Source organism: Mucilaginibacter sp., assembly GCF_028288225.1.
Lineage (GTDB): Bacteria > Bacteroidota > Bacteroidia > Sphingobacteriales > Sphingobacteriaceae > Mucilaginibacter.
In genome coordinates, this window is the sequence record NZ_JAQBOC010000054.1 from 55,444 (window position 1) to 77,247 (window position 21,804).

A 21,804-nucleotide genomic window follows, 5' to 3' on the forward strand; every position below is an offset into this window, starting at 1 on the left:
TTACTTTTTTTTGTTTGATTGAGTTACTTCTTAAAATTGTTTTCCAATACTATAAAAGGCAAATTTTTCGACCAAAACGATTTTAACCCGGTCTGAAAGTTAAATCCGGTAGAGTAGTTGCCCAATACAATATCAGGTTTCTCATCACTATTATAATCACCAACGTCCATGCTCATCCAGCGGCCATATTTACTAACAGGGATGGCATGCGGCTTAAAGCTAAATGGCTTATCCTGCTCAAAATAAATGCAGCCCTCTTCGGGATTATTTTTTAAATCGGCAAAAAACGATGTAGTTGCGATGTCAAGATCTCCATCGCCATCAAAATCAGCAGTTACAAATTTTGTGCATCCGTTAATTGGATAAAACCATTGTTGTTTAAAATTCCAGTTGCCTGTGTTTTTATAAATGTATAAACCATGATACGGCTTTAATATCCGCGAATCATTAAAATTATACCCGCAGGTATAAATCAGGTCCAAATTTCCGTCATGGTCAATATCGGTAAGTTCAAAGTCTGTTGAACCATATACCGGGGGGAAACGCAGCAAACTTTTTTGTGTAAATCCGCCATGCTGATCATTTAAAAATAAAATTAAACCTTCGTCGCCGCGGCCGAATAAAACCACCAGGTCCTGCCAGCCATCTTTATTAAAATCACCGGCAATAACTTTTACAGCGCCGGGTTTTTTAGTAATATCTGATATACTGTAAGTATGATCCGCATTTTGCTTTGCCAAATATATACCACCTTTTAAGTAACCCTGGCCGCAAATTATCCAATCAGTTAATCCATCTTTATTAAAGTCGCCGGAAGCTGTTTGTACCGGGCGGGGCAAGTCGGCAGCAAAAACGGTTGGATTTGGTTTCTCATCTTTTAAATTAATATTCATTACCCTGCCATTTGGAAAATCAACAGGCTGCAATTGTCCTATACATGAAAATAAACCACTTATTGTACCTTTTTCATCTTTAACAAAGCTCGCGCCAACAGCAGCAGAAGGTAACTTCACCGACTTCTGCATTTTTAGATTACTATCCCATTCCTGTAAAACCGATGAAACACCATCAGAAGTATAAATTTTATGGTTGTAGGGATTTATCGCAGCCAATGTTGTAAAGGATACATTATTAGTTACCGCAGGTGTTTTGAGGCTAAAGCCGGCCCAATCAATATTTGCTTTAACGGGTGGCTTTGCCGCAGTCAGCGAGTCCGGCGCTATTTTTTTATAGTAGGATACGATATTTTGCCATTCAAGCAGGGTTAACCCCGAAGTATCTTTTTTGAAATATCCGTCAAGATACGGGGTCAAACCCAAATAAGGCCCCATTGTCGGTAATGTGTGGTAATTCCATACATCTTTTGTAAGCATGTTTGCAGGTACCAGCGCATGGCATTTGGTACAATGGATCCGTACCAGGTTGTTGCCATCAGCAATGGTATCGCCGGTAAGTACATAACGTGTATTTGCATGGTTTTTACAGCCATTAAGCATAACGCTGCCCGATATTGCTGCAATTATTAAAAATGAAAATGTGGTGAGTACGTATGTTCTTTTAAAATTCATAGTTATTTATACAATCAGTTTTAATTGGTTAGCTTTAATTTTTGCCAAATAAATTCTGCCATTTGCTTGCCCTGGTTTGCGCCCATTATTGAGCTGTTAAGATAATGAATACCGCCATAATACCGGCTCATGGCAGTTTCTTCAGCTGCTAATGAAAATGATTTAAAATGACGTTGCATGCCTATATAATGCAGATCGCTTGTATCCTGAAACTCAAAATCATCACCAAACAGATGAGTAAGCGTAACTGCAGCCGCTGCGCTTATTGTTGAGTGCCCGGCTGTATATTCAGGAAAAGGAGGGGTTTGCAGCAAGGGGAGCCATGTATGGTCAAGCTTTTCATTGATGTTTGTAACCGGCCGTGCATAGCTGTATTTATATTTCACTTCCCAGCAGCAAATAAATGCATCATACAGTGCAATTGAGGTAAGTGCATAAGCCTGCGCAGTTTTAACGCCATTTGCATGTGTTTTTTTACACGCAATGGCTGTAATACCTATCCAATGCCCTCCGGGAGTTATTTTTTTATCAGCAAACATTAAATGCCCACTGTGTTGGATAACAAAAGGGTTATCATCCCAAAACTTGGCTATCTCAATTTGTTCTTTAGTTAAGTTTTTGTTGGTATTATATACGTCTGTATACTGCTTAACAAATACACTATTTTTGTCTTCGCTATAAGGCGGCGGCGGCGGCGGTGAAAATTGAGCAGATGTATCAAGGGCGAATGCCTTCATACTTCCCCAGCAAAACTCAACACCATCCATATAATCAGGAGGTGTGGGGCGCCATTTGGCCGGGCTGTTTTCGCCTAAATATTTAGGCTTGCCCCTTGTTTGCGGATAATTATCAACCATTGATCTCTTTAATACCAGCTTGCCGATTTTTTCACCAAAATCAACCGAACGTGCATAAGTTGAGTCGTCAAGGTTATCCTTATACATTGCATAAACCTTATCCTCATACTTTTTAAGGGTATCTATAGAAAAGGTAATTTTGTGAGCAACGGTAAAAAAAGCTTTTGTAGCAGCCAAAGCAAAATTGTATTGCTTCCCTTTTTGAGGTTCAGGCGGCTTCCCGAAGCCCTTTAACTGGCTAATAATTGAATTATATTTTGGGTCGGCATAGCGCATAGCCTCGTACGAGGCCAGGGCAGTGTATCCATAGATACGGCTTGCCACAGGCGGCGTAAATACATCATAAATAATTACCTGCGTAAGCTGATCCATATTGTTATGCAGTACATCTGCATCATTTATTAGGGTAATTTTTTGCTTGTGGGTACAGCTTGCAACAAATAAAAAACCTGTTAAAACGGCTAATATTTTAAAGTATCTCATATAAAATGATATTTAATTAAGCAAAATATTCCTTACGTGGCCATAGCTGTCAGTTATGGTAACCGACTCCATTGTTTGATCAATATTAAAGAATCTGCCGGATTGTGAGAGAAACGAAGTGCCATTGTAAAATTCCTGTTTACCGGTTTTTCCGTTTCTGTATTTTATTGTGGCAAACATATCCAAAGGCTTTAATGGAATTGTATGAACAGGCCTTTTCAGTTCAAATACTTTCATGGCAGCCCTGTTTTGGGTAGCTGCAATTAAATAATTCCCTTTCGCTCCCTTTAATTTAACCAATGCTTTTCCATCGCCTGGAATGTATATACCGCTTTGCAGGATGGACAATGGTTTAAAGCCCCCCTTCCCATCGCCTTTAAGCATCAAACCATTAAATGCATCATATCTTCCTGTTGAAACCTCTGTTCCATAATCGTTACCACTAATTGCTACATCAAGGTTTCCGTCGCCATCAAAATCATCTACTACCATACCGTCAAGCTGTGAAGTTTGTGCCTCAATAGGTAAAGGGACCATAGTAAATTTACCATTGCCATTATTTTGCAAATAGCATGACTGCAGCATATTGGCTTGTAACCTAATTGCTCCCTTGCGCATTGCCGGAGTAATAACAGAATCCATTGTGGCAACGGCAAATGATTTATAATTCTGGAATTTTATCCGCATGCTAATCATTTGCTTCACAATATCATCACGGGTTTGGGCAGGGAATTCTTTCAACTCTCCATCCTGGTCTTTCAGATAAACAGAGGGGAAAGCATCATAGCTGCCATTATTATCAAAATCTTTAGCTGTAATGTAAACCGGGTATTTTTCTGATGCTTTATAAAAGGTATTTAACCCGGTATTACCAACTATATAATCAATTTTACCATCGTGATTAAAATCACCGGCAGCTATAGTATTCCACCAGCCCAGTTTATTGCTGATGCCGGTATTAGCCGTTACATTTTTAAATATACCATGGTCGTTTTTTAAAAACGTAACGGGCATCCATTCTCCGGTAAGTATAAGATCGGGCCAGCCGTCGTTATCAAAATCGGTAAAAATAGCATCACAAACCATGCCTATGTTCTTCAGCTCTTTGCCTACGGATGCAGTAACATCGGTAAATTTCACATGTCCGTCTTTACTATCGTTACGCAATATCATACTCGAAACAGGTTTGGGATAATTCCATGGTTCAACCCTCCCGGATACAAACAGATCAAGCTTCCCATCCTTATTATAATCAACAGCTTTTACGCACAGCTTGCTTGTATAATTGGGGGGTAATGCATCATCCTGTATTTTAAAGTTTCCCTTACCATCATTTATATAAAGCCTGTCCTGGTAAAAACGGGAGTTTGGTTCCTGCTCATAGCCTCCACTGGCTATATAAAGGTCAAGGTCGCCATCACCATCTGCGTCAAACAGCAACATGCCCTCATCTTTAACGGGATCAGCAGGGATATTTTTTGAAACAGCAGGTACCAGATCGCGTTGTATGAATTTACCATTGGCCTGCTGCAGCAGCAACTGGGCCGGGTTCTGGGTTGAACCGCCAATTACCATATCATCATAACCATTGCCATCAACATCTCCTACAGCTACAGCCGGGGTGTATTGTGATAGTTTGTGAGGTATAAGCTTTTGAATATTAAAGTCGGCTAAATCGTGCTCTTTATGTTTGTAACTAACACCCACAGCTGCGGTTACCTCGCGAAATAATGATTTATTATTTATTACTGGCAGATAAAATGTATAGTTTTCATGTGCATTTGCTATGTTAACCTTAAGTGCCTGGTTGGCTTTAACATTTTGAATGGTTTGTTTTTTACCATTTTGCCATTTAATAACCACCGAATCGAGCAATGAATCGCGCCCCAGGCCAAAATGAGCTATATTTTGTATGGTTGACAGGTATCCCCTGAAAGGAGTATTTTCATATACCTGGTGTTTGCCATGGTCATAATAAATATCGGCCCAGGCGCCTATGCCATTTTTATTTTGCTGGTCTCCCAGGAATTGTATCTGCAGGTAGTTATTTGCTTTTTTATCGGTTTCGCGCGATGTATTTTTATAAATAAAGGTTTCATCATCAATATTGTTGATCACCATGTCCATATCGCCATCATTATCCAGATCGGCATATGCTGCACCATTTGAAAATGAAGGTTCATCTAATCCCCAGCTTTTGGTTACATCGGCAAACTCAAGGTTACCGCCATTTCTAAAAGCATAGTTAGGGATCTTAACCGTTGGAATTTGGTCAAGTATTTGTTTTTTGCTTGCAATTAAATAGGCCTCGGCCCTGAATGTGGTAAAATCATGATCGGTAACATCACGCGGGTAACCATTGGTTATTATAATATCACGGTAGCCGTCATTGTCAAAATCGGTAATTAAAGGGCACCAGCTCCAGTCTGTTTGTGCCGTGCCGCTTAAAAAGGATGTTTCGCTAAAAGCAGGGTCACCGATAGAATCATTCTGCCCTACACCGGGACCCTGGTTAACCTGCAAAGTATTGCGGTTATATTGAATTTGATAACCATAAAAGTCGAAATTTTGGTATAGCTGGTATGTATTAGAGCCCATGAACATTTTGCGCCTGTAATTATCTTCAGGGCTCATATCCAGCTCAAAAACATCAGCAAGGCCATCATTATTAATATCCTCGATATCCTGCCCCATGGCGCTATTGGCCGTATGTTTAAAATACTGGCGTGTTTTATCAGTAAATGTACCGTCGTGATTATTAATGTATAAAATGTTACTGGTTAAAAAATCATTGGTAACATAAATATCTTTCCAGCCATCGCGGTTAATATCCACAATGCTTGCAGCATGGCCGTAGCCTTCAATTAATATCCCGGCTTGCTTTGAAACATTATGATAAACACCGTGTTTCAAAACAGGATCCCAGTCATTACGGTAAAGCCGGCCTGTGCTTCTTTTTGACCCATTATTGATAATAGGTCTGAAACTGCTTGTATTTTCATTTGACTGTGCTTCATTAACTGTTAAGTACATGTCAAGATCGCCATCATTATCATAATCAAAAAATGAGGCCATGGTTGAATGTATGTTTATATCCAGCCCATATTCTTTCCCCATTTCTTTAAAATGAGGTATGCCGCTTTTATCAAGCCCCTGGTTTACATAAAGCAGGTTACGCCGTTTTACGGAATCATTTAACAAAGTGTAACAAACGTAAATATCCATTAAGCCATCGTTATTAATATCAACAACAGCCACTCCCCTGCCCCAACCGCCAGAGCCTGCTACACCCGCCTCTTTGGTAACATCATCAAACTTCATGTCCCCTTTATTAAGGTACAGCTTATTTGAAACAGCATTACCAACCAGGTAAATATCCTGGAGCCCGTCATTATTAAAATCGCCTATTCCAACCCCGCCGCCGTTATAAATATTTAATTTATCCAAAGGGTTAATTGTGTCATTTTCAACTATTGTATTGCTGAAATGTACGCCGGAGTGTGCTGATGAAACCCTTTCAAATAATGTGTGCTGTTTACATGAAAATAACAGCACGGGCAAGCAGCAGAACAAAAAATAGCGAAGAAGTATCATTTTTAAATTTACGCTAATGTATAAAATAAAAAAGAGGTGAGGATACCATCCCCACCTCTTTTTTTTATTCAGTTATGATCAATTATAATTAGGATTTTGTTTGATTTTTCCGTGTGTTATATCAATCTGTGTTTGAGGAATTGGGAACAATTCACTTCTTCCAGCAACAAAGTGTGCGCTGTTCAATAAAACAGACGGGAAGCCGGGAACCTTTACTTCATGGGCTAAATAATCATTTAATGTTTTAGCCATAAAACCTGCACCCATCTGACCGCCATAAAGGGCATCCCAGCGCTGAAGGTCAAAGAAACGATGGCCTTCCATGCCTAACTCAATCCTGCGCTCAAACTGAACTGCTTTGCGTGCAAAATCTTTGCCTTTTGCAGCAAAACCGGAAGTTGGGTTGCTTGTACCGCGTGTACTTGCATAAATTCCATAAAAACCTACCTTGTAATTGGCTGCAGGAGTAGCAGTACGGCCTTTTGTTGGATCATTTGGATCAACATAAGTATAAACCCAGCCGGTTTTATCTGCTGCCCTGTCCCTAACCATATTTACGTATTTTTCAGCAGTTGTCAAGCTTCCTACTTCAATTTCACATTCAGCGGCCCATAAAAGCACATCTGCGTAACGAATAGCGTTATAACTGTTAGCGTTTGATTGATTTACAGCCCAGCCTTCATAGGTATCAGCCGTGGTAGCTTGTGCGGCTTTGTAGTAAACGTTTTTGATAGCGATATAAGGACCACCGTTTAGCTGGTCACGGGCCCATGATGCACCCGGCATATTTCCCCAGTCAAGAAACGGGATACCACGACGGCCAACTGACCAGTCTAAACGCGGGTCAAGTGTACCTGCGTAAGGTGTGAAGGCTGCGTCAGCTGCTACACCCTGGTCATTTTTAACATCGCTGTCATTGTAGGTATCCAGTAATGGCAAACCTGTTGTTGCGTCAACTTTAAAAGCATTTACAAAGCTAAATGAAGGTAAAAAGAAACCGCAGCATGAGGCAGGGCCACCTGCGGCGTAATTTAATGTATTGCCTGAGTTTCCGTTATCCCCGTTTGATCCGTCATGTACAGATGCCTGGATAACAAATACCCCCTCTGGTCCATTTTTGGTTGATGGGTTAAAGTTATTAGCATATGGTTGAAGGGTATATTTTGCCCCCCCTGGTGTTACACCATTTGCAATAAGATCATTTAAAGCTACAAGCGCTTTGGCATATTGGTGATCAAACATGTATGCTTTAGCCAGGAAAGCTTCAGCAGCGTACTTGTTTGCACGGCCAACTTGTGGCTGGCTTGCAGGCAATACCGCCATGGCTGCCTGGAAGTCTGCTTCAATTTTGTCCCATATAGGGCCAGGATTGCCAATGTTATAATTACCATTATCGTAAGTAATTGTTTCATCAGCATAAGGTACATTTCTCCATAGCTTAGCCAGGTCCATTTCATAAAATCCGCGTAAAAAACGGGCCTCCGCTGTTACTTGTTTAGCATATTCAGCAGTTACAGAACCATCTTTTACTAAAGGTAATTCACGCAGAACGTCATTAGCACGCTGTACGCCGTTAAACATCACCCGCCATTTAGGGTCGAGGTAACCATTACCGCCTGTTGCAATAAATGCCTCGATCTGGCCCAAAGGAGCCTGGTCATCCGGAGTTGAGCCTTTGTGCGCATCATCTGCCGCAACACTGCCATAACCCCAGTTATCTGTACCAGTCATCCAGGTATTTCCGGGCTGGCCGCCGTAGGTACCATCAAGCAATGAATAAGCGCCGATCAATAATCCATCTATCCCGGCTTTATTAGCAAGGATAACAGTATTTAATGATCCTGAGGGTGTCCTGTTAAGATAATCTTTGCAGGAGTATGACAATGCAAGCACCGCCATGACACCGGGAATAATTAATTTACTATTTAATTTTTTCATAATTATATAATTTTTTTAACAATTAAAATGTCATGTTAACACCAAAAATGTATTTCTTCTCGTTGTTTGGATATGCACCAATATCAGTACCTAAGCCATTAGAACCAACTGAAAGCAACTCAGGGTCAAGACCTTTATATTTGGTTGCAGTGAAAAGATTTACACCCTGTGCATAGATGTGAATATTATCAACTCCCCATGCTTTAAGCTGTGCCGATTTTATATTATAACCCAAAGTTAATGACTTCATTTTTAAGAATGAGCCACTGGAAACATACCATGAATTAGTGGTTGCATCAGATCCGAAACCACCTACAGGAGACGCCTTTGGGGTTTTTGCATTTGGATTAGATGGGGTCCATGAGTTAAACAGCAGGTCGTTGCTCTTGTTACCTGTAAATGTACTTAAAAAGTCGACCCAGTATTTGGTGTAGTTATAAATTTTACCGCCGTAAGATCCGTAAAGAACAGTAGCGATATCAAATCCTTTATAGCTTGCGCCCAGGTTAACGCCGTATGTAAATTTAGGATTTGGATTGCCGATCGGGCCACGATCAGCATCGGTGATGGTACCATCCCCATTTAAATCCTTATATTGGAACTCGCCTAAAGCAGGGCCGCCGTTTGCTGAATTACCTGTTTGGTAAACAGTAGCTTTACCTTTAGCAACAGCGTTTGCATTAGCTGCATCAATTTGTGCCTGCGTATTCCAGTAACCAGATACTGTGTAACCATAAAACTCTCCAAGAGGGTGGCCTACCTGTTCTTTAACAAGCGCGTCGTTCTGGCGCTGAAAATTGTCAAAGAAATCAGCGTCTAATTTGGTGATCTTGCTATGGTAGGAAGTGATATTGGCGCCGGCATTAAATTTAACCTCGCTGCCAATGTTGCCATGGTAATTAGCAGAAATATCAACGCCATTATTCTGAACCTCGCCAATGTTAACATAAGGCGCGGCCGCACCGCCAACTGTAGCAGGAAGGTTTACCTGGAACAATAAGTTGCTGCTTGTTTTCTTGTAATACTCAGCAGTAACATCCAGGTGGTTAAATAAGCTTATGTCAAAACCTACGTTAAATACTTTATCTTTTTCCCAGGTTGTCTTTTTGTTACCAATTTGCTTTGCATAAAAACCAGCTATAGCTGAATTAATCGCTCCCTGAATTGCATAGGATGAAGGTGAGAAACCAGTTCCAAATGCACTGTATGCATTTCCACCGCCAATGTTGCCATTGTAACCGGATGAACCGTAACTTCCTCTAAGTTTAAGATCATTCAGCCAGCTAACACCTTTCAGGAAATCTTCCTGGGAGATGCGCCATGCCAACGATACAGAAGGGAAAGTACCGTATTGCCTGCCCGGGAAAAACGCAGAGTAACCGTCACGACGGATGGTAGCACCTAAAATATACCTGTCATTGTAGGCATAATCCAGACGGCCGAAAACTGAAAGTGTAGAGAATTCCTGGTTGGCACCGCCATTTGCAATCAGTGTTTTAGAATCACCCGCATTTATGTTTACAAATGCCGGATCTAATGAAAACAAAGTATTTACTGTTGCATCCATATACCTGCCAACATTATCTTTTGCTTCAAAAGCGCCGAATACCTTAATACTGTGTTTGCCAAAAATTTGATTATAACTGACACTGTTCGTCCAGTTGTAAGTACTGCCATAACCGGCCCCTTCCTGGAAACCATTTTTGCTCGAATGGGTTTCACTTCCGTAATATTGATTCTGAAGGGTATTATCGTAAAAATAGTTATAGAAGTTTAAACCAATTTGTGTACGTACACTAAAGTGCTTCAGGAAATCAATTTCGCCATAAGTTGAACCTTCCACATTCCATGAGCGGCTGTGATCCAAAAGGTTATTGTTCTGAGTTGCTACAGGATTAATAGCATTACCTAAAGATGTTAAACCATCCCAGGTACCACCATAGTTGCCTTTGATGTCATAAACGGGTATTTGCGGTTGCATCCGGTAGCTAAAAGAAATAGCATTACCTTCGGCCTGGTTACCGCCGGGGATTCCGCCGTTCCCCTGTGGGGCCTCTGCGTAATAAACCTGCATGTTTTCACCAACGCGAACATGGTCGCTGATGCTGAAATTTGTGTTCACACGTGCCTGGTACCTCTTATAATAAGTACCTATTAATGAGCCTTGCTGGTTTAAGTAGCCTAATGAAAAATAATAATTGTTTTTTTCATTAGCACCGCTTGCAGAAACAGTATGAGATTGAGTTGGAGCTGATTTAAATAATTCATGGAACCAATCAGTACCTGCGCCTTTTACAAATTTTTGGATCAGGTAATCATTTTCCGGATCGTTAGGGTCGTAAACATACTTTGACGGATCAACAGCAGGATTACCTGCGTTTGCCAAACCTTTGGGCGAACCGGTAATATGTGTACCTGAGTTGTAACCATAATCGGTAAAGTGGCCGCCGTTATCTTTAATCAATGCATTGTTAGGATCCACTGTTCTTAGCAGTGTCTCAAAATTATCTGCACTAAGTACATTGAACGGATTGCCGCCTAAAGGTTTGGTACTTCCATAAAAGCCATCATAAGTAAATTTGGTTTTGCCTTGTTTACCTTTTTTAGTAGTAACAACAATTACACCGTTACCACCGGCAACACCATAAATTGCAGCAGCACCAGCATCCTTTAATACACTGATAGATTCGATATCATTCGGATTGAGCGAACCCATTCCGCTTTCCTGAACCCCATCAACAACGTATAAAGGAGCAGAGTTTCCAAAGTTACTTATACCACGGATGAACACGTTACTGGCAGCACCAGGCGCACCTGACTGAACCACTGTAACACCAGCAGCCTGGCCTTGCAGCAATGACTCGGACGATGAGGTTGGAACTACCTTTGCAGCAGCTATATTAACTGTTGCTACCGAACCTGAAATGTCCTTTTTGCGTTGAGTTTGATAACCGGTAACAACTACCTCGTTAAGTGAGGTGGTGGTTGGGGTTAGCGTAATTGTGAGATACTGATCGCCTTGAACAGCTACTTCTCTTGTTTGGTAAGTAAGATAACTTACAACAAGAACATTACCGGGACTTAATGTGAGACTGAACTCGCCATTTGCATCCGTTACAGCGCCCAGGTTGGTGCCTTTTATCCTTACGGATGCACCCACTACAGGTTGTTTGTCATCGCTGCCGATAACTTTACCTGTGTGTTTTGTTTGGGCTGTAACTACCAATGAAGAAATCATGCAGCATAGTAGCAGGCACAATGTTCTTCCTTTTAGGAGTAAACTTTTAAACATGAGATTGAGATTTAGTTGATTAATTTATTTGATTTAAAGACTGTTGTTCTATTTGGATATTATGATGGGGCACGAACGTTAACCGTCGCCCAACAAAATTGGCTTTGGCCCTTAGGGAGCGGGCCCGTGTTACTTAAATATCTGAAAAGGAAAAAATGTAAAAGTTTTATCATGTAAAGTAATTAATAAATATAAAAACTTATCGCTACTCAATTTTCCAACGCCTCTAAAAATCAGGGGCATCTGTTTAATAAATGTTATAATTATATCAGGTTTCGCATAATTCTTTGGTGATACAAAAAATTACATTGGCGTTGATACTAATGTAAATAGAGTGTACTGTTTACACAAGTGGGTTTATAAGAATTGCAAATTAATTATTTTGGCAAGCATACTCAACATAATACTAATACTTAATGAATATTTATGTTAACAAATTATTAAAAAAACAATATATATATTGATAAAATAGAAATGTAACATTTCCGTTATACAAGCTAATTGTTTAATATTAAACCACTTTGAGCTTCCGCGAGCGCTTAAATCATCATTTGGCCTTAATTTTTAATGATAAAATAAGTCAATATTATAACCATACATAATCAAATTTACAGTATTAAAATTTCATCATGTTTAGGTAAAAATGTCACTATAACACTTATTAAGCGGGTTTTTAAACATCAGGCAGTTATTTTTTATGCTAATACAATTCAAAAAATAACACGCTATAAAGCCAAAAAAGGGCCTTCCATTTTTGCTATGGAACGCCCTTTATATTGATCAAAATTTTAACTGAACTGTACTTCCGGCAGTTTTTTATTTTTACTTAAGCCATTGAACTGATGCCGATTGCGTATTGCCTGAATTAGTACCAATCTGCACTATGAACTGACCGGGCTCCCAATCATAAATCAGCTTATCATTGTAAAACTTCAGGTCGGCAGTGGTTATGTTAAATGACACCACTTTGCTTTCGCCGGGTTGTAAATTTATTTTCTGAAATCCTTTCAATTCTTTTACCGAGCGGCTGATGCTGGCTACCGGATCACTTATATATAATTGTACAACTTCTTCGCCTGCATATTTACCGGTATTGGTAACAGTTACGGTTGCTTTAAGCGTTGTATTGCCTTCAAGATTAGTTTTATCAAGCTGAACGCCACCATAACTAAAGGTAGTATAGCTTAAACCATAGCCAAACGGATAAAGCGGATCATTTGAAATATCCAGGTAATCTGACTTAAACTTGGCCCCACCTTTTCCATCAAAAGGCCTGCCCGTATTTTTGTGGTTATAATATATAGGTATCTGCCCTACGCTGCGCGGAAAGGTTGCTGTTATTTTTCCGGCAGGGTTATAATTGCCAAAAAGCACATCGGCAATGGCATTTCCTGCTTCTGTCCCCGGCGCCCACGCATCCAATATTGCGCTGGCATGCTTATCCTCCCAGGTTAATGTTAACGGACGGCCATTAAATAATACAATAACCAGTGGTTTGCCTGTTTTGGCAAGCGCCTTCAGTAAGTCTTTCTGACTTGCAGGGATATCAATATCAGCCCTGCTTGATGATTCGCCCGACATATTTGCCGCCTCGCCTACCACGGCAACAATTACGTCGGCCTTTTTTGCAGTTTCAACCGCTTCATCAATCATTTCCTGCGGCGAGCGTTTATCTTTTGCTTCGGGAGCTGTTAAAGCAAATGCACGGATACTCAAAAGTGAATCATCGGTAATATTTGATCCTTTGGCATATAACACCTTAACATTATCACCAACAACATTTTTTATCCCTTCGGCAACGCTTACGGATTTGTTAGGATCACCGGCAATTACCCAGGTACCCAGCATTTCTGAATGGTTATCAGCAAGCGGGCCAACCAATGCAATAGTTCCCGATTTTTTAAGCGGCAAGGTTTGCTCCTGATTTTTTAATAACACAAATGAATGCTCTGCTATCTGCCTTGCAAATTTGCGTGTATCATCAGTAAACACATCCAGCTTTTCTTTTTCGGCATTTAGTGATTTGCCCGGGTTTTTAAATAAACCCAATTTATATTTTGCCTCCAGCACCCTGCGGCAGGCCAAATCAATTTCCTGTTGGATAACTTTTCCTTCTTTTAATGATTTTTTCAGGGTTGATAAAAAGCCCTCGCCTACCATATCCATATCAAGGCCCGCTTTTAACGCTAATGCCGATACGGTTTGCAGATCGCCAAGGCCATGGTTTGTTACCTCGTTTAATGAAGTGTAGTCTGATACTACAAAGCCTTTAAAACCCCATTGCTTACGCAACAAATCGGTAAGCAGCCATTTATTGACTGTTGCAGGCATGCCATTAATGGTATTGAACGAGCTCATGAAGCTGCCCGCGCCGGCATCAATTGCAGCTTTGTAAGGCGGCAAATAATCCTGGTACATTTTTATCAGGCTCATATCAACAGTATTGTACTCCCTGCCCGCTTCGGCGCCGCCATATAATGCAAAATGTTTAACACAAGCCATAACTGCATCGGCATCCGTCAAACTTTTGCCCTGGTAGCCTTTGACCATTGCTTTGGCTACCTGTGAGCCATACCATGGATCTTCGCCCGAACCTTCCGAGATCCTTCCCCATCGCGCATCCCGTGCTATATCAACCATTGGCGAAAACACCCAGTTCAATCCCTCGGCAGTTGCTTCTTTAGCTGCAATCGTCGCCGATTGCTGTATTAACCCCAGATCCCAGGTTGCTGATACACCCAAAGGTATAGGGAATATGGTACGGTGGCCATGTATAACATCGAGCCCGAATATTAACGGAATGTGCAGTCGCGATCCATTAACAGCCAGATCCTGCATTTTTTTGACATTTGCTGTGCCATATAAGCCAAATATACCGCCTATCGCGCCCCTTTTCATTTTATCCTCAACACCCTTACTAATTACTGTGCCCGTTACCGCGTTGCCCATTACTACCAGGTTAAGCTGACCTATCTTTTCATCGAGTGTCATTTTACCCATTAAATTTGAAACAAAGGCATTCATTTTGGCTTCATCGGCTTTTGTTTGTGCCGATGCTTTATAAGCACACAGCATTGAAACAAGAAGCATTACCACTGCAAAGGCAGCTTTTACCGGGGAGAATTTGTTCATCGTTATGAGATATAAGATTGTTATCGGATAGCTTAAACACCAACTAATATATTGAATTAGCTTTGTTTATGTTAGCTTGTTTTTTGTATTAGCAATAATTGGTTTAACACTATAATGATAGTGTATTGTTGACACAAGAGTAATATTATAATTTAAATAATCAAAGTATTTTTGTAGAATAGCAAAAATGTTAACTAAAAAAGAACTTAAGGATTATTGCGACAACGCCCGGGAGAACTATCTGCCCCATGTTTCTATTGATTGTGTGGTGTTTGGATTTCACGAGGGTTTGCTGAAAGTTTTGCTTCTGAAAGTTAAAAATGAAGGTGGATGGTATTTGCCGGGTGGTTTTTTACTTAAACCAGAGCCTATTGAAATGGCGGCTGACCGGATATTGAAAGAACGTACAGGCCTTGATGAAATATTTTTACAGCAGTTTCATGTATTTGGCGCCCCGGAACGGTCAAAGGAGCATTTTGAGATGTATAAGGATATGCTGCCGGCAAAAGAAAATTGGTTTACTAACCGTTTTTTAACTATTGGCTATTATGCTTTGGTTGATTTTTGTGATGTAAATCCAACTCCTGACCAGTTTTCGGCTGTATGTTCATGGTGTGATTTGAATGATTTGCCGGCGTTAAAGCTTGATCATGCATTGATCCTTAAAACGGCTTTAGATGCGCTGCGCCTGCAACTGAATTATCAGCCTATTGGTTATAACCTGATGCCGAAGGAATTTACCATGCCTGAGCTGCAAAAGCTTTATGAAACCATACTGGATAAAAAGCTTGACAGGCGAAATTTTCAACGGCGGATGCTTGGCTTTGGAATTTTAAACCGGTTGGAGAAACCGCGTAAAGGTGGTGCGCATAAAGCCCCGTATCTTTACTCATTCGACCTGGAAAATTACAAAGCTGCTTTAACTGAAGGGTTTAAGGGAGGCTGGTGAAGATTGATTTGTGAATATGCGGATGTGCAGATGTGCGAATAAGCTCCCTTCCAGGTGGTATTTGGCAGGAGGGCTTTGAAAACTAAAAGCGCGAAGTTAAAGTCTCTCCTTCCGGAGAGATTTAGAGGGGCGATTTCGGATTTGAGGGAAATCCTGAATACTGACTTTTGAAGTTTGATTTAATAAATTACTATATATAAGTTTTAAATAATGACCTCATTTTACAAGTTATTATTTCCTATGATATTATTGGGAAGTATCAATTGCTACGCCCAAACTAAAATGGTTGTACCTGTAAACTTACAGGCTACATACTTCAAAAATACCCGCACAACCAATGGCGCTCCGGGTAAAAATTACTGGCAAAACAGTGCGGACTATACCATTGCGGTAAACTTTAATCCAACAAACCGTGAGCTTGATGGCATTGTATCTGTTGATTACACTAATAACAGTCCGGATACTCTAAATGAGATTAACTTAATGTTATATCCAAATATTTACAAAAAAGGTGCTATAAGGAATATGCCTGTCTCTGCCGCGGATTTGACCGACGGCGTGCAGATAAAAAAGCTTGCCATTGATAAAAGTGACCAGGATGCATCAAACTGGAAAATTGACGGCACCAACATGACAGTGAAGGTTGTCCCAATAATGCCGAAACAAAAAGTGCATTTTGATATCACTTATTCATACACCTTAAATAAAACCTCACACATCCGCACGGGGCAGGTTGATTCAGGCGCGTTCTTTATCGCCTATTTTTTTCCGCGCATCGCTGTTTATGATGATATTGATGGCTGGAACCAAAACCATTACAGGGGCTCCGAAGAGTTTTACAATGATTTTTGTCATTTTAACCTTGCTATTACCGTGCCCGGCAATTATAAGGTCTGGAGCACCGGCAATCTTAAAAATGCAGGCCAGGTTTATGCACCAAAAATAGTTGAGCGCATCCATAATGCGGAGCTTAGCGATAAAGTAACGGATATAATTACTGAAGCTGAACTTAATGAGCAAATCACCGCCAGCAATGCTACTAATACCTGGAAATTTGAGGCTGACAGCGTTACAGACATGGCATTTGCCGTTAGCAATCATTATGTATGGAAAGCCAGCAGTTTGGTTGTTGACCCTAAAACCGGCAGACGTACAAGAGTTGATGCCGTTTTTAACCCCAATCATAAGGATTATTCTGAGGTGATAAACTATGCCCGCAAAACGGTTGAAGCTATGAGCTACAAGTTCCCCAAATGGCCTTACCCTTATGCGCACGAAACTGTTTTTGATGGGTTAGACCAGATGGAATACCCCATGATGGTAAATGATAATCCCACGTCGACTACTGAAGACGGTATTGAGCTAACCACTCATGAAATTTTCCATACCATGTTCCCTTTTTACATGGGTGTTAACGAAACTAAATACGGCTGGATGGATGAGGGCTGGGCAACCATTGGCGAATGGACCATAAGCCCAATTATTGACCCCAAAATTATTGACCTGTTTGGTGTTGAGACATACGCACAAAGCGCCGGAAAAGAGGATGATCAGCCTGTAATTTCACTTACAACCCAATTAGGCGGCACAGGCAGATTTACAGATTCATACCCAAAACCCGGCCTTGGCTACCTGTACGTTAAAGATATGCTGGGCGATGAGCTCTTTATAAAGGCATTGCACAATTACATTACCCAATGGCACGGCAAACACCCTATGCCTTTCGACTTTTTTAATTGTATGAATACCGGCGCAGGTAAAAACTTGAACTGGTTTTGGAAAAGCTGGTTTATTGACGGCGGGATCCCTGACTTAGGGATTGGCAAGGTAAGTAACGACCAAAAAAAATATTCAGTGATTATTAATCGTATTGGCAGCAAACCAATTCCCGTAGACTTAACGATATTTTATAATGATGGGGCTACACGGCATATACACCAAAGCGTAGCTTGCTGGGCAAAGGGCGAAAAAAACTATACAGTTAACTTCACTGCAAAAAGCACCGTTAGTAAAATAGTGCTGGGTGGTAATTATGATCCGGATTCGAATAAAGGAAATAATGTTTGGGTGAAGAAATGAAACAATGAATTAAATTTTAATAGCTACTCAAATTCTGTGTATTAATACTTTTTTTAAATCCCTTGTTTTTAAGACCATTGTATAGTTTTTTACCCACCAGCCCTTTTTAACTTCTTTAGCCAATTCATCAACCTCTTCCTGGGTGGCCTCTGATTTAGCAGTAGCTTCCTTGTAACTTAATAGATTAATTAGCTGCTGCAATTCATCGGTATTTACATAAGCAGGCAGTCTTATTATCACTTCATCTTCCGTACGTTCAATTACCATGGCTATATGTGTTTAACCAAATTTGCGTAAATAATTTTATAACATAAATATTCCGGTGTCATTTAAATTTTGGTATTAGCTATTACTTGCCCAAAAGTTTTACTTCCCAATTACCTTTCCTTTTATAAATTGCAGACTTTTAATTTGTTATTATGCACCGAGGTGGTTTTTTTAGGATGTTTTTAATTATTGCAGCTATCAGTTTATTATTAGACTGGTACGTTTTTAACGGGCTAAAAACTTTTACCGCTGACTGGCAATCAGAGCGTTTGCGCCAGGTTGTTAAATGGGGATATCTGTTAATTTCTGTTGGAGTTACCGTGCTGTTTATTGGAGGTTTTGGAAGTTTCAGCACAGCCAGGGGGATGACGCCCTTTCATGAATGGATGTTAAGCCTGTTTATTACCTTTTTTATCACCAAAATATTTTTTGTGCTGATTTTGTTTTTGGGCGATATAGGTCGTTTCTTTTATGGGATAATAAGCAATTTGACCAAACCTGAGGGTAAAGTTATTGAACCATATTTCCCTGCCAGGCGTAAGTTTATAAGTGAGGCCGCCATACTGGTTGCCGCCTTTCCGTTCACAGGCTTTATGTATGCTATGTTTAAGGGCAAATATGATTATAAAGTACACCGTACAACGCTATATTTTGATGATCTGCCCGATGCTTTTGACGGCTTTACTATTACGCAGCTTTCCGATATTCACTCCGGCAGCTTTGATAATACCGAAGCCATGCAGCGCGGCATTGACCTTGCCAAAGCGCAAAAAAGTGACCTTTTTGTTTTTACCGGCGACCTGGTAAACAACGCAGCATGGGAGATAGAACCTTACATCCCTGATTTCAGCCAGATTAAAGCTCCATACGGGCAGTTCTCTATATTAGGCAATCATGACTATGGCGATTATATTGAATGGGACAGCGAAGCTGAAAAAGCAGCAAATTTGGATAAGCTTAAAGAACACCATAAAACATTAGGTTACCGTTTAATGCTGAACGAAAATATCGACATTGAAAAAAATGGTCAGAAGATCTCGCTTATTGGTGTAGAAAACTGGGGCAAAGGATTTATTCAATTAGGAAACCTTGATAAAGCATTGCAAGGCGTAGATAAAGACGCTTTCAAGATCTTGCTCACGCATGACCCTACGCATTGGGAAGAGAAGGTACGGTATAATCCAACAACTATTCATTTAACCCTATCGGGCCATACCCATGGTGCACAATTCGGAGTGGAGGCTGCAGGTTTCAGGTGGAGCCCGGTGCAATATCGTTATGTAGACTGGGCAGGCCTGGCAAATGAAAAGAACCGTTACCTGTATGTTAACCGAGGTTTCGGCTTTTTAGCTTTCTCGGGGCGGCTGGGCATTTGGCCGGAGGTTACAGTGATAACGTTGAAGAAGAAGAGATCAGAGGTTTGAAATTAAGTGTTAAATGGTACAAACTAATTTCTAACCTGGCAATCCCTGTCACAAATTACCTTTTAGGCCAATAACCTTGTTAATATATCAATGATCATGGATTTCGCTGATACCGCCATCTCCTTCCTAATGACTAATGACACAATGCCCAATGACTTCTTTCTCAAAATGCTGGCACGGTTTCGGCTTTATTAAACACAACTAATAAAACTCAGCCATGGCAAAGCAAAACACAAAGCAAATAGGGCAACATCCCAAACAAAAACCGGTTTCTAAAATGGATACATTACACGACACATGGACGGTAATGAAACCATTTATACATTTTTCGGTAAAAGCACTAAAGTTAATTGCCCATGCTTTGATATTTATTGTAAAACATATTCCCAAGCCGGATGAACACAAACCAAGTGGCAAAAATGACAAGGTGATTAAGATCTAAGGATGCCAGAATTAATGGTTGAATCTCGGTCTGCTTGATTAGGAGATTTCTTGATTCATTTGAAGCGATAGGATCAAGTAATCCTAGAATCTTTCATCATGGTTCAAAAACAGGAAGTTGCAAGTTACTTTCCCAATTTCAATCCAATAGACGTTTAAACACATAAAGTGCACTTTTGTCGAATTAAATTCATTTTTTCAAATACCATTTTGAATATAGTTCTAAAATAGTGTAATATTACAGTATGATTAACGAAACAGAGATCATATTGGATAAAACAGACCTGCACATTTTGCGATTGATGCAGGATAATGCCCGTATCAGCAACGCTGATCTTGCACGCGAGCTGGGCATGGCTCCTTCGGGCATCCTGGAGCGCGTTAAAAAGCTGGAACAAAAAAATGTGATCCTCCAATATACGGCCCGCATTAACCCCGATGCGTTGCAGCAAAAAATGCTTGCCTTTATTTTTATGAAAGCTGCCGACGGGCCCGGCTTAAATGATTCAGCCAAACATCTGGCGAAGATTCCCGAGGTACAGGAGGTGCACCATGTTGCAGGTGATGATTGCTACCTGGTAAAGGTGCGCACTTATGATTCGGCCTCGCTGATGCATTTAATGCGCAACGAGTTCAGCAAGATCCCCAACCTTTTAAGCACCCGCACCACCATAGTGCTGGAAACGGTTAAAGAACAACAACAATTGGTTATACCCGAAAAATTATAAAGCTCATGCCTTCAACTTCACAAAAATCAGCATCGCCCCTATTGGTTATTATTGCTTTTGCAACGGTTTATATTGTATGGGGCTCAACCTACTTTTTTATAAGGGTGGGCGAGCAGGGTGGCATGCCCCCATTTTTATTGGGAGCAATCCGGTTTACGGTAGCCGGGCTGTTATTGATGACCTGGTGTATAATTAAAGGTGAAAATATTTTTGTAAAAAGAGATATTATCAACGCGGCAGTAACAGGCGTACTTTTACTGTTTGTAGGAAACGGCATTGTAATATGGGCCGAGCAAACCTTGCCAAGCGCAATGGTAGCTATCCTGGTATCATCGGCCCCTATATGGTTTGTGCTGCTTGATAAACCAAACTGGGGCATCAACCTGAAAAATAAAGCCACCATAGTTGGGTTGATAATTGGCTTTGCCGGGGTAATATTGCTTTTTAGCGAACAGATAGGCAATATATTTTCGGGTGGCGGTGCTTCAAAACTACCATGGATGCTGTTATTACTTTTGGGCACCATTTCCTGGGCAGGCGGTTCCTTATTTTCAAAACACAGGCCAACATCAGGCTCGGCAACTGTAAGCACCGCGTGGCAAATGCTATGTGCCGGTTTTGTGTATATCCCGGTTAGCTTTATCCATAATGAATATAGTGATTTAAACCTGCATAACATCCAAACCTCAAGCTGGCTGGCTGTGCTTTACCTTGTAATTTTCGGCTCAATTGCTGCATTCAGCGCCTATGTATGGCTGCTGCAGGTACGTCCGGCAACACAGGTAAGCACCTATGCCTACGTTAACCCTGTTATAGCAGTTATCCTGGGCATTGTGTTTGCAGGCGAAAATATTTCGGTTACTCAACTGGCAGGTTTGTTTGTAATTTTAGGAAGTGTGCTGCTTATAAATCTGGCGAAGTACAGGAAGGAGAAGTTGATTGAGTTGAATAAGTTAGATTTGGTTGAATGAGTCAATTTAGTACGAAAGAAGCTGCAATTAAAAAGTCGAAACAGGGTTCAAAATAATCCAGCGTAAAACCTTCAAACATTA

Annotated in this window: 13 protein-coding genes; 6 read left to right on the plus strand and 7 right to left on the minus strand. The window is 40.6% G+C overall.

Features of this window, described 5'->3' with window-relative positions:
- Positions 1 to 23: 23 nt before the first annotated feature.
- The 6 genes from JWQ54_RS16320 to bglX form a co-directional block, all read right to left on the minus strand.
- Positions 24 to 1,568 carry a VCBS repeat-containing protein gene (locus JWQ54_RS16320; protein WP_299586773.1) on the minus strand — a complete coding sequence of 515 codons (1,545 nt, stop codon included), beginning with the start codon at positions 1,566 to 1,568 and terminating at the stop codon, positions 24 to 26.
- 20 nt (positions 1,569 to 1,588) lie between these two features.
- Positions 1,589 to 2,908 (minus strand): vanadium-dependent haloperoxidase, encoded by a 1,320-nt coding sequence (locus JWQ54_RS16325; protein WP_299586775.1) that lies wholly within the window; start codon positions 2,906 to 2,908, stop codon positions 1,589 to 1,591.
- A gap of 12 nt (positions 2,909 to 2,920) precedes the next feature.
- Positions 2,921 to 6,502 (minus strand): VCBS repeat-containing protein, encoded by a 3,582-nt coding sequence (locus JWQ54_RS16330; protein WP_299586778.1) that lies wholly within the window; start codon positions 6,500 to 6,502, stop codon positions 2,921 to 2,923.
- 78 nt (positions 6,503 to 6,580) lie between these two features.
- Positions 6,581 to 8,440 (minus strand): RagB/SusD family nutrient uptake outer membrane protein, encoded by a 1,860-nt coding sequence (locus tag JWQ54_RS16335; protein ID WP_299586781.1) that lies wholly within the window; start codon positions 8,438 to 8,440, stop codon positions 6,581 to 6,583.
- Between the two features lie 22 nt (positions 8,441 to 8,462).
- A complete protein-coding gene (locus JWQ54_RS16340; RefSeq protein ID WP_299586784.1) occupies positions 8,463 to 11,732 on the minus strand; it encodes a TonB-dependent receptor in 3,270 nt (1,089 codons plus the stop codon).
- An 822-nt stretch (positions 11,733 to 12,554) separates the two neighbouring features.
- Positions 12,555 to 14,864, minus strand: coding sequence for a beta-glucosidase BglX (gene bglX, locus JWQ54_RS16345; RefSeq protein WP_299586787.1), 2,310 nt, complete (start codon positions 14,862 to 14,864; stop codon positions 12,555 to 12,557).
- A gap of 187 nt (positions 14,865 to 15,051) precedes the next feature.
- Here bglX and JWQ54_RS16350 point away from each other — a divergent pair, with 187 nt between their 5' ends.
- Positions 15,052 to 15,813 carry an NUDIX domain-containing protein gene (locus tag JWQ54_RS16350; RefSeq protein WP_299586790.1) on the plus strand — a complete coding sequence of 254 codons (762 nt, stop codon included), beginning with the start codon at positions 15,052 to 15,054 and terminating at the stop codon, positions 15,811 to 15,813.
- Positions 15,814 to 16,023: 210 nt separating this feature from the next.
- Positions 16,024 to 17,892, plus strand: coding sequence for a M1 family metallopeptidase (locus tag JWQ54_RS16355; RefSeq protein WP_299586792.1), 1,869 nt, complete (start codon positions 16,024 to 16,026; stop codon positions 17,890 to 17,892).
- 27 nt (positions 17,893 to 17,919) lie between these two features.
- Here the strand turns inward: JWQ54_RS16355 and JWQ54_RS16360 are convergent, their stop codons facing one another.
- Positions 17,920 to 18,159, minus strand: coding sequence for a hypothetical protein (locus JWQ54_RS16360; protein WP_299586795.1), 240 nt, complete (start codon positions 18,157 to 18,159; stop codon positions 17,920 to 17,922).
- 176 nt (positions 18,160 to 18,335) lie between these two features.
- Between JWQ54_RS16360 and JWQ54_RS16365 the strand changes: the two genes are divergently transcribed.
- The 4 genes from JWQ54_RS16365 (at position 18,336) to JWQ54_RS16380 (ending at position 21,723) form a co-directional block, all read left to right on the plus strand.
- Positions 18,336 to 19,583, plus strand: a complete 1,248-nt coding sequence (locus tag JWQ54_RS16365) for a metallophosphoesterase (RefSeq protein WP_299586797.1) — start codon at positions 18,336 to 18,338, stop codon at positions 19,581 to 19,583.
- A gap of 217 nt (positions 19,584 to 19,800) precedes the next feature.
- Positions 19,801 to 20,025, plus strand: a complete 225-nt coding sequence (locus JWQ54_RS16370) for a hypothetical protein (protein ID WP_299586800.1) — start codon at positions 19,801 to 19,803, stop codon at positions 20,023 to 20,025.
- A 244-nt stretch (positions 20,026 to 20,269) separates the two neighbouring features.
- Positions 20,270 to 20,752 carry an Lrp/AsnC family transcriptional regulator gene (locus JWQ54_RS16375; RefSeq protein ID WP_299586803.1) on the plus strand — a complete coding sequence of 161 codons (483 nt, stop codon included), beginning with the start codon at positions 20,270 to 20,272 and terminating at the stop codon, positions 20,750 to 20,752.
- Positions 20,753 to 20,757: 5 nt separating this feature from the next.
- Positions 20,758 to 21,723, plus strand: a complete 966-nt coding sequence (locus tag JWQ54_RS16380) for an EamA family transporter (protein WP_299586805.1) — start codon at positions 20,758 to 20,760, stop codon at positions 21,721 to 21,723.
- Positions 21,724 to 21,804: the final 81 nt, after the last annotated feature.